This is a genomic window from Streptomyces sp. NPDC046915 (genome assembly GCF_040644935.1).
In the GTDB taxonomy this organism is placed as follows: Bacteria; Actinomycetota; Actinomycetes; order Streptomycetales; family Streptomycetaceae; genus Streptomyces.
The window spans coordinates 1-10,724 of sequence record NZ_JBEYXB010000054.1; the positions used below are offsets into that span (position 1 = coordinate 1).

5 protein-coding genes are annotated in these 10,724 nt (G+C 73.7%); all 5 read right to left on the reverse strand.

Going from position 1 to position 10,724, the window contains the following annotated elements; genetic code table 11:
- On the reverse strand, positions 1–134 hold a 134-nt coding region (locus ABZ915_RS48445; protein ID WP_361817809.1), incomplete at its 3' end, for a beta-ketoacyl synthase N-terminal-like domain-containing protein.
- A 12-nt stretch (positions 135–146) separates the two neighbouring features.
- Positions 147–3,269, reverse strand: a complete 3,123-nt coding sequence (locus tag ABZ915_RS48450; RefSeq protein ID WP_361817798.1) for a type I polyketide synthase — start codon at positions 3,267–3,269, stop codon at positions 147–149.
- On the reverse strand, positions 3,269–6,493 hold the full coding sequence (locus tag ABZ915_RS48455) for an amino acid adenylation domain-containing protein (protein ID WP_361817801.1): 3,225 nt from the start codon (positions 6,491–6,493) through the stop codon (positions 3,269–3,271). Before ABZ915_RS48455 ends, ABZ915_RS48450 begins: the two co-directional genes overlap by 1 nt.
- A 53-nt stretch (positions 6,494–6,546) precedes the next feature.
- The gene (locus tag ABZ915_RS48460) at positions 6,547–7,431 is read right to left on the reverse strand and encodes a hypothetical protein (protein WP_361817804.1); all 885 of its coding nucleotides are present in this window, start codon (positions 7,429–7,431) and stop codon (positions 6,547–6,549) included.
- A gap of 110 nt (positions 7,432–7,541) precedes the next feature.
- On the reverse strand, positions 7,542–10,724 hold a 3,183-nt coding region (locus tag ABZ915_RS48465; RefSeq protein WP_361817806.1), incomplete at its 5' end, for an SDR family NAD(P)-dependent oxidoreductase.

A 10,724-nucleotide genomic window follows, 5' to 3' on the forward strand; every position in this document is an offset into this window, starting at 1 on the left:
ACCCCACCCACCGCCTCGCGACCCGCCTCCAACAACTCCCAGAAACGGCCCGCGTCCTCCGCACCGGCAAGGCGGCACGACATTCCGACCACGGCAATGGCATCGGTCACAACGGTGTCCTGCTTGTTCGACATGACGGGCGGGCCTCATTCCTTGGTCATGAGCGAATCCACATATCCCGCTATGGATTCGAGGGTCGGGCAGTCGTACACGATCGTCGGCGGGAGATCGAGACCGGTCGCCTCGGCGGCCTTGTTGCGGAGGTCGACCGCCATGAGGGAGGTGAATCCGATTTCCAGCAGGGGTGTTTCGGGGCGTACCTCGGTCGCGGATTCCGCGCCCATCACCTCGGCCGCGAGTTCGCGCAGTACGGACAGCAGCAGCGCGGGCCGCTCCTCGGGGGAAGCTGCGGCGAGGCGGGCCGCCGTGGTCGGCTCGTCCGGGTCGGCGGGCTCGGCGCTCTCCGTGGCCGCCGCGCGCTGTGCGGGGGCGGTGCGGGGGGCGGGGGCCACTTCGTCGAGCCAGTAGGAGCGGTGCTGGAAGGCGTACGGCGGCAGTTCGGCCAGGGCGGCGGAGTGGCCGTCGGTCTGGGCGGACCAGTCGACGGGGGTGCCGCGCACGTGGAGGCGGGCGAGGGCGGTGAGGAAGGCGGTGGTCTCGTCCTGGTCGCGGCGGGCGAGCGGGACGGTCTCGGCCCGGTCGGCGGGTGCGTCGCCGCCGCTGAGGCACTCGGTGACCATGGAGGTGAGCACGCTGTCGGGGCCGACCTCCAGGTAGGTGCCGACGGACTGCTCGGACAGCCAGCGGACGCCGGAGGCGAAGCGGACGGTGTCGCGGACGTGGCGTACCCAGTAGTCGGGGGAGGCCAGGTCCTCGGCGGTGGCGGCCGTGCCGGTGAGGTTGGAGACGACGGGGATGCGCGGCGGCGCGTAGGTGAGCCCCTTGGCCACCGTGGCGAACTCGTCGAGCATGGGGTCCATGTGGGGCGAGTGGAATGCGTGACTGACCGTCAGTTGTTTGCTGCGGCGGCCCTGTTCGGCGAAGTGTGTGCCGAGGCGGGTGACGGCTTCGGTGTCGCCGGAGACGACCACGGAGGCGGGGCCGTTCTCGGCGGCGAGGGCGAGGTGCTGTTCCTGGCCGGTGAGCAGGGGTCGTACCTCGTCGGCGGAGGCCTGCACGGCGAGCATCGCGCCGCCGGGCGGGAGGGCCTGCATGAGGCGGCCTCGGGCGGCGACCAGCGCGGCCGCCTCGGGCAGCGTCCACACGCCCGCGATGTGCGCGGCCGTCAGTTCGCCGATGGAGTGTCCGGCGACGAAGGCGGGGCGCACGCCGAATTCCTCCAGCAGCCGGTACTGGGCGACTTCGAAGGCGAAGATGCCTGCCTGGGTGTAGGCGGTGCGGTTCAGCAGTTCGCTCTCGCCGAAGACGACGTCCCGCAGCGGCACTTCGAGGTGCGGGTCGAGCGCGGCACACGCCTCGTCGAACGCCTGGGCGAAGACGGGGAAGCGTCGGTGCAGGTCGCGGCCCATGCCGGGCCGCTGGGAGCCCTGGCCGGAGAACAGCACGGCCAGCGGGGCCCGGACGGCGGGGGCGGGGGCGCCCCGGACGACCTGGGGGGCGCCGCTGCCGCGGGCCAGCTTGGCCAGGCCCTTGGTGAGGGTGTCGCGGTCGCCGCCGACCACCACGGCGCGGTGTTCGAAGGGGGTGCGGCCCGTACCCAGGGTGCGGGCGACGTCGGCGAGCGGCGTCTCCGGGTGCGCGGCGAGGTGCGCGGTGAGCCGGGTCGCCTGGTCGCGCAGGGCGCGGGGCGTGCGGCCGGCCAGGGGCCAGGCGAGGGGGGCGGGGGACGGCTCGTGGGCCTCGGGCTCGGGGGTGTCCTCCCGCGGCGCCTCCTCCACGATCAGGTGGGCGTTGGTGCCGCTGATGCCGAAGGAGGAGATCCCGGCGCGGCGGGGGCGTTCGGTGCGGGGCCAGGGGGCGGGGTCGTGGAGGAGTTCCACCGTGCCCGCGGTCCAGTCGATGTGGGTGGTGGGGCGTTCGGCGTGCAGGGTGGGCGGCAGGGTCTCGTGGCGCAGTGCCATCAGCATCTTGATGACGCCGCCGACGCCGGCCGCCGCCTGCGCGTGGCCGATGTTCGACTTCAACGAACCGAGCCGCAGCGGCCGGGCGGTGTCGCGGCCCTGGCCGTAGACGGCCTGGAGGGCCTGGGCCTCGATGGGGTCGCCGAGGGTGGTGCCGGTGCCGTGGGCCTCGACGGCGTCGATGTCGGCGGTGGTGAGGCGGGCGTCGGCCAGCGCGTCCTGGATGACGCGCTGCTGGGACGGCCCGTTGGGTGCGGTCAGGCCGCTGCTGGCGCCGTCCTGGTTGACGGCGCTGCCGCGCAGCACCCCCAGTACGCGGTGTCCCTCGCGGCGGGCGTCGCTCAGGCGTTGCAGGTACAGCACGCCGACGCCCTCCGCCCAGCCGGTGCCGTCGGCGTCGGCGGAGAAGGACTTGCACCGCCCGTCGGGGGCCAGGCCCCGCTGGCGGGCGAACTCGACGAAGGTGCCGGGGGTGGCCATCACGGTGACCCCGCCGGCCAGCGCGGTGGTGCACTCGCCGCGGCGCAGCGCCTGGCAGGCCAGGTGCAGGGCGACCAGGGAGGAGGAGCAGGCGGTGTCGAGGGTGAGGGCGGGCCCTTCGAGGCCGAGCGAGTAGGAGATGCGGCCGGAGGCGACGCTGGGGGCGCTGCCGGCGCCGATGTAGCCCTCGTAGCCCTCGGGTGCGGGGCGCAGCCGGGAGCCGTAGTCGCTGTACATGACGCCGACGTAGACGCCGGTGCGGCTGCCGCGCAGGGTGCGCGGGTCGGTGCCGGAGCGTTCGACGGCGGCCCAGCTGTGCTCCAGCAGCAGCCGCTGCTGGGGGTCGATGGCGAGGGCTTCCTTGGGGGTGATGCCGAACAGGCCGGCGTCGAAGGCGGTGGCGTCGGCGAGGAAGCCGCCCCGGCGGGTGTAGCAGGTGCCGGGGGTGTCGGGGTCGGGGTCGTAGAGGCCGTCCAGGTCCCAGCCGCGGTCGGCGGGGAAGTCGCCGACGGCGTCGGTGCCTTCGGCGACCAGCGTCCACAGGTCGTCCGGGGAGGTGACACCGCCGGGGTAGGCGCAGCTCATGCCGATGACGGCGACGGGTTCGTGCCGGGTGTCCTCGAGTTCGTCGATGCGGCGGCGGGCCTCGCGCAGGTCGAGGGTCATCCGCTTGAGGTACTCGAGGAGTTTGGGGTCCTGGTCGGTCATCACGCGGCTCCTTCCGTGGCCTCGGCGCCGGTCCGGGCCGGGATCGCGGCCCCGGTGGCGGCCTGGGCCGCCCGGACGCGCGCGGCGATGCCCTTCGGGGTGGCGTCGTTGTAGAGGTCGACCATGCGGACCGTGACGTGGAAGCGGCTCTCGATGCGCTGCACCAGCTGGGCGCCGAGCAGCGAATGGCCGCCGTGGGCGAAGAAGTTGGCGCCCGCGTCGATGTCGGAGCGGTGCAGCAGCTCCCGCCACAGGCCGACGAGGCCCGCGACGACCTCGTCGCCCTCCTCGGTGCCGGGGCCCTCGGCGGTGCGGGCGGTGCGGCGTTCGGCGGCGAGCCGGGTCAGGGCCAGGTGGTCGGTCTTCTGGCTGACGGTGGTGGGGAAGGCGTCCACGGTCTCGTACTCCTGCGGTACGGCGGCGCCGGGCAGGGCGGCGCGGGCGTGCTGCCAGAGCCGGCCGGCGAGGTCGTGCCGGTCGGCGCCGTCCTCGGGCACGAGGAAGGCGACGAGGGCGGGCCCGGAGGGGGCGTCGTCGACGACGACGGCGGCGCCCGAGACGTCGGGGTGCTCCAGGAGTACGGCCTCCACCTCGCCGAGTTCGATGCGGTTGCCGCGCACCTTGACCTGCCGGTCGACCCGGCCGTGCAGTTCGAGGACGCCGGTGGGCAGCCAGCAGGCGAGGTCGCCGGTGCGGTAGTAGCGCCCGTGTTCGGGGTGGACGGCGAAGCGTTCGGCGGTCAGTTCGGGCCGGTTGTGGTAGCCGGCGGCGACTCCTCGTCCGGCGATGCACAGTTCGCCGCGCACCCCGACGGGCAGTTCGCGGCCCGTGTCGTCGGCGACGAACGCCACCGTGTTGGCGATGGGGACGCCGATGTCGACGCGGTCGGTGCCGTCGGGGACCAGGCCGGAGGTGGAGTAGACGGTGGTCTCGGAGGGGGCGTAGGCGTTGCGCAGTTCGCAGCCGGCGGCGGTGATCTTCCGGGCGAGCGCGGGCGGCAGGGGTTCGCCGCCGGTGAGGGCGCGGCGGCCGTCGAGCAGGTCGCCGGCCGCGTCGGCGATGATCCGCCAGGTGGTGGGGGTGGCCTGGATGATGTCGACACCGTGCCGGGTGAGGATCTCGCGCAGGGCCTCGCCGTCGGTGCGGGCGGCGTCCGGGGCCACGGCGACCCGGCCGCCGCTGACCAGGGGCAGGAACAGCTCCACGGAGGAGATGTCGAAGGTGAAGGTGGTGAGCCACAGGGTGGTCTCGCCGGGGGCGGCGCGCAGTTCGCCGGCGAAGTGCGCGATGACGTTGGCGACGCCGGCGTGGGTGATGACCGTGCCCTTGGGCTGTCCGGTGGAGCCGGAGGTGTAGATCAGGAAGGCGGTGTCGTCCGGGCCGGGTACGGCGGCGAGGTCCTCGTCGCGCGGTACGGCGGTGGTGTCGCCGGCCGTCGCCATGGCGAGCACCGGCACGCCCGGCGCGGCCTCGACGTCGACGCCGTCGGCGGCGAGGACGGCGGTGGCCCCGGAGTCCTGGAGCAGATAGGCGATCCGCCGGGCGGGGTGGTCGGGGTCGAGGGCGACGTAGGCGGCTCCGGCCAGCCAGGTGCCGAGGACGGCGGCGGCCAGTTCGGGGCCCCGGCGTCCGGCGACGGCGACCACGGAACCCGGGGTGACGCCGGCCGCGGTGAGCCGGTCGCGGTCGGCGAGCGCCGCCGCCCACAGGGCACCGTAGGAGGCCTCCCGGTCGCCGCTGACGACCGCGGGCGCCTCGGGCGCGGTACGGACAGCGCGGGCCACCGACTCCAGGAGTGTGGCCGGGGTGACCTCGCGGGCGGTGGCGTTGGCGGCGGCGATGACGGCCGTGTCGCGGGCGCCGTGCACCGGGATCTCGCCCATCGGCCGCTCCGGTTCGGCGCCGAGGGCGACCAGGAGGGCGTCGTAGCGCTCCAGCAGGAGCTCGGTGTCGGTGCGGCTGAGGATCTCGGTGTAGAAGACGCCCCGGATCCTGATCTCCTCGGGCGAGGAGAAGAAGAAGAACTCGAGGTCGAACTTGCTGTGCCCGTTCTCGACCAGCAGCCGGCGGGCGGGCGTCCCGTCGATCTCGAAGTGCTCGGGCCCCGCGTCGGGCACATAGTTGAACAGATGCCGGAAGACGGTGTTGCGCCAGGTCGCCCCGGTGTGCTGGACCTCGGGCAGCAGCGCGTCGACGGGGACGTCGGTGTGGGTCATCGCGCCGAAGAAGGCGTCGCGGGCCCGTGCGGTCAGGTCGCCGAAGCCGGCCGCGAGGTCGACGTGGGCGCGCAGCGGCAGCGTGTTGACGTGGTAGCCGATGGCCCTCGGGGCCTGCGGGCCGCGGACGTTGACGGGTGAACCGACGACCAGGTCGGGACCGGCGCCGTGCCGGGCGAGCAGCAGGTAGTAGGCGGCGAGCAGGATCACGGCCTCGGGGGCGCGCAGTTCGCGTTGCAGCCGCCGTACCGCCGCGTGGGCCTCGGGCGTCAGGGAGTGCAGGACGTAGTCGCCGGTCAGGGTGGGCTCCGGCACGTCCTCGGTGCCGCAGGCGAGGCCGAGCGCGCTGGGGTCGAAGCCCTTGAGGTGCTCGCGCCAGTAGGTGAGGCTCGCCTCCTCGTACGGGGCGGACCGCAGCGGGCGTTGGACCTCCAGCAGGCTGTCGGGGATGCCGAGCCCGGCCGAGACGGCCTCGTACGCCTCGATGAACTCCTGGAGGAGGATCGCGGAGGAGATGGTGTCGAAGACGATGTGGTGGACGACTATGCACACCACGTCGCCGTCGGGGCCCTGGAGGTGGGCGGCGCGTACCAGCGGCTGCCCGTCGAAGGCGAACGGCTTGCGCACCACGGCGTCGATCGCCGCGTCGACGGCGTTGTCGTCGTTCCTGTCAGTCCCGTGAGTCCCGTGAGTCCCGTCGGTCCCGTCGATGTCCCGGCTCTCCAGCTCGACGGTGAACCGGTCGGCCGGCACCACCTGCTTCACCAGACCGGCCGCCGTGCCGTAGAAGACGGTGCGCAGGATGTCGTGCCGGGCCAGGAGGGCGTCCAGGGCCTGCTGGATCTCCCACTCCCCCAGCGTGCCCTCGGCGGTGAAGACGATGGAGAGGTTGTTGACCGCGCTGGCCGGGACGAGCTGTTCGAGCAGCCACAGCGCCTGCTCCTTGCGGTTGGCCGCGACGAGGGCGGGCGCCGGGCCGTTCACCGGCGACGTGGGAGTGGTGAGCATTCCGGTTTCCTTCTTCGCGGGTCGAAAGGCGCGGGCGGACTGGTGACCAGGGGTCAGGTGCGGTCCGTGATCAGGCGGGAGACGGCCCCGGCGATCTCGGGTGTGCGCAGCAGGTCGACGTGGGCGACGTCGAAGCGCAGTTCCTCGGCCGGGAGGTCGTCGAACTGGCCGGGGTGCAGGGCGCGCAGCGCGTTGAGGCCGCTGGTCGGCGTGGCGGAGGTGATCACGGTGGACCGGCGCCAGGCGGGCAGCGGCTCGATCTGCTCGGCGGTGGCCAGGTACGACAGGAACGCGCCCGCGGTCTCGGTCAGTTCGGCCCGCCGGGCGGCGTCGAGCCCCAGCTTGTCGAACGCCTTGCCGGCCACCGAGTGGTAGATGAGCAGCAGCCGGCGGGCCAGGTCGGACAGGTTCGGGCTGTCCTCCTGGGCGCGCTGCCCGGCGTCCTGGGCGGCACCGGTCTCGGCGGGCCCGAGGGTCGGCGTCATCTGGTCCACGGCCTTGTGGAACTGCCAGTACATGCTGGCCGCGGAGGCGCGCTCCGGGTCGAACAGGACGGTCAGCGGGAAGCTGCCCTGCCAGGCCTCGACCTCGCGGGCGAGGGCGGCGGCGTAGACGCTGCCGGCGCAGAACCCGAGGATCGCGCGGACCGTGCGCCCGCTGGCCCTGACCTCGTCCGTCCACTGCTTGACGTACGCCTCGGCGGGCAGGTCGGGGCGGGTGGCGACCGCCTGCGGGACGGTCTCCCACACGGTCAGTCCGCCGCCGAGGTGTCCGACGAAGTCGGTGAACCGGGCCTCGGCGCGGCTGCTGGCGTCGAAGTCGGCGGCGAGCACCACGGAGGTGGGGTCGCCGTCGGTGAGGACGTTCCAGGTGGTGGGTGCCTTGCCGGTGGACGCGCGGGCGGCCGCGTTCGCGTTGGCGGTGGGTGCCTCGGTCATGGGGTGGTCCCGTTCTCTCGGTGGCTGGGCGGTGGCTGGATGGCTGGGGTGGTGGCTGGGCTGAGGGGTGGGGCAGGGAGTGGGGCAGGCGGTGGGGCGCGATCGGTGTCTCAGGAGGGGCGTCCGAACTCCTCGTCGATCAGTTCGAGGATCTCCGCGGCCGACGCCCCCTGGATGCGGGCGACCGCGTCGGCCTCCTCGGCGGCCCCGTCCGGTCCGTCGTGGGCGTCCGCCGACCAGACGGCGAGCAGCCGCTCCAGCCGTGCGGTGACCGTCCGGCGCAGGTCCTCGTCGGCGTCGGCCGTCGACGCGGCCTCCAGCCGGTCCAGCTCGGCGAGCACCGGCTCGGGCGCGCCCTGCGGACGCTGCGTCACCCAGAGGTGATCGGCGAGGTCGACCGGGGTGGGGTAGTCGAAGATCAGCGTCGCGGGCAGCGGACCGCCGGTGACCGCGCTCAGCCGGTTGCGCAGCTCGACGGCGGTGAGCGAGTCGAACCCGAGGCTCTTGAAGGGCTGTTCGTCCTCCACACGGCTGTCGTCGGGATGCCCGAGCACCGTGGCCACCGTGGTGCGCACCAGCCGCAGGCAGACCTGCCGCTGCTCCTCCTCCGCCAGCCCGCCGAGCCGTTCGGACAGCGACAGCGCCGCCTGCCCGGAGCCACGGGGCGCGGAACGCGGGACCAGCCCGCGCAGCCTCGGTGCCAGTCCGCCCGCCTCCGCCCGCTCCCGCAGCGCCGGCCGGTCGAAGCGGGCGGCGACGAGCACCGGCCGCGGGTCACCGAGCGCGGCGTCCAGCAGTGCCAGCCCCTCGTCGACGGTGAGCGCCCGCAGCCCGCCGAGCCCGGCCCGCGCCGCGCCCATGCCGTCCTGCTCTCCCGTGCCGCCCCACAGTCCCCAGGCGACGGAGGTGGCGGGCAGGCCCCGCGCGTGCCGGTACTCGGCGAGCCCGTCCAGGAAGGAGTTGGCGGCCGCGTAGTTGGCCTGACCCGCGTTGCCGACCTGCCCCGCGACCGAGGAGAACAGCACGAACGCGGCCAGGCCGAGGTCACGGGTGAGCCGGTGCAGCTGCCAGGCGCCCTCCGCCTTCGGCCGCCACACCCGGGCCAGCCGCACCGCGTCCAGCGACTGCACCACACCGTCGTCCAGCACGCCGGCGGCGTGCACTACGGCGGTCAGGGGGTGCTCAGGGTCGACGGAGGCGATCAGGCCGGCGAGGGCGTCGGGGTCCGCGGTGTCGCAGGCGACCAGCGTCGCCTCGGTCCCGGCGGCCGCCAGCCCCTGGAGCAGGTCGGCGGCACCGTCGGCGTCGGGCCCGCGACGGCTCGTCAGCAGCAGGTGCCGTACGCCGTGTACGGCGGCCAGGTGCCGGGCGACGGCCCCGCCCAGGGCACCGGTGGCTCCGGTGATCAGGACGGTGCCCTCGGAGTCGAGGGCGGGGGCCGCTCCCGCGGTCCCCGCAGCCGGGGCCAGGCGGGGTACGGTCACCTCCTCGCCCCGGACGCGCAGTTCGGACTCCCCGGCGGCGAGGGCACGCGGCAGGACGCGACGGCCGGCCTCGTCCTCCGGGTCCATGTCGACCAGCACCACCCGGCCCGGGTTCTCCGACGCCACGGTGCGCAGCAGGCCCCAGGCGGCGGTGACGTCGAGAGCCACATCGCCACCGGATGCCTCGGCCCGGCCGAGGACGGCCAGCACCGAACCGTCCTGCTCCGGGTCCGCGAGCCACTCCTGGACCCTGACCAGCAGCCGCTCCGTCTCGGCGAGGGCACCGGCCGCGTCCTGGGCGCTGTTGCCGCATGTGAGGAACACGTGGTCGCGGGGCGACTCGGACGGGGGCAGTTCCAGTGGGTTCCAGACCACCTCGTGCAGTGGGTTGTTCGTCGTGCCTGCCCTGTTCGTGGTGCGGAGTTGGTCCGGGGAGATGGGGGTGAGGGTGAGTTGGGTGATGGTGAGGTGGGGGGTGGTGAGGGTGAGGGTGGTGTCGGTGGTGGGGGTGAGGGTGACGTGGAGGGTGGTGGGGGTGGGTTCGGTGGTGTTGTGGGTGGTGATGCCGGTCCAGGTGTGGGGGATGAGGGTGGTGGTGGGGTCGGTGTTGGTGGCGAGGAGGGCGTGGAGGGCTGCGTCGAGGAGGGCGGGGTGGAGGGTGTGGCCGGTGGGGGTGAGGGTGTCGGGGAGGGTGACGGTGGCGTGGAGGGTGCCGGTGGCCGGGTCTTTGGTGAGGTGGGTGAGGTTCTGGAAGGTGGGGCCGTAGTCGTAGCCGTGGTCGGCGAGGCGGTCGTAGAGGCCGGTGAGGTCGACGGGGTGGGTGCCGGGCGGGGGCCAGGCTGCGGGTGTGGGTGCGGGAGTGGCTTCGGTGGTGGTGAGGGTGGCGGTGGCGTGCAGGGTCCAGGTGGTGTCGTCGCCGTCGGGGCGGGTGTGGATGGTGAGCGCGCGGGTGCCGTCTTCGGCGGAGGGCTGGGCGGTGATCTGGAGCGTCAGGTGTGTGTCGTCGTCGAGGATCACGGGGGCGAGGAGGGTGAGGTCGTCGACGGTGGTGTGGCCGGTGTGGGTGGCGGTGTGCAGGGCGAGGTCGACCAGGGCGGTGCCGGGCAGCAGGACGGTGCCGGCGATGGCGTGGTCGGCCAGCCAGGGCTGCGCGGCCAGGGAGAGACGGCCGGTCAGCAGCAAATGTCCGGAGTCGGCCAGCTCCACCTGCGCCCCCAGAAGCGGGTGTCCCGCCGTTTCCAGGCCTGCGGTAGTCACATCCGCGCGGGCGGTGCCCTGAAGCCAGAACCGCTGACGCTGGAACGCGTACGTGGGCAGCGGGACACGGCGTCCACCGGAGAGGAGGGAGCCGAAGTCGACTTCGGCTCCGGACTCGTAGGCCGATGCCAGTGCCGACAGGAGGGTGCGCTCCTCGTCCCTGTCCTTGCGGAGTACGGCGGCTGCGGTGAACTCGCCTGATTCCAGGGAGGCTTGGACCATCGCGGTCAGTACGGGGTCCGGGCCCAGCTCGATGTAGCGGCTCACGCCGTCGGCGGCGAGGGCCTGGATACCGTCGTGGAAACGGACGGTCCCACGGATGTGGGCCGCCCAGTAGGCGGGGTCCGTCAGTTCCTCGGCTGTCGCGAGCCGACCCGTGACGTTGGAGACGACCGGGATCGTCGGCGGGTTGAAGGTCAGGGTCGAGGCGATGCGCGTGAACTCCTCCAGCGCCTCGTCCATGTGCGGGGAGTGGAAGGCATGGCTGACCGTCAGCCGCTTCACCTTCACACCCTCACCGGCGAACCGCTCGGCGATCTCCTCCACCGCGTC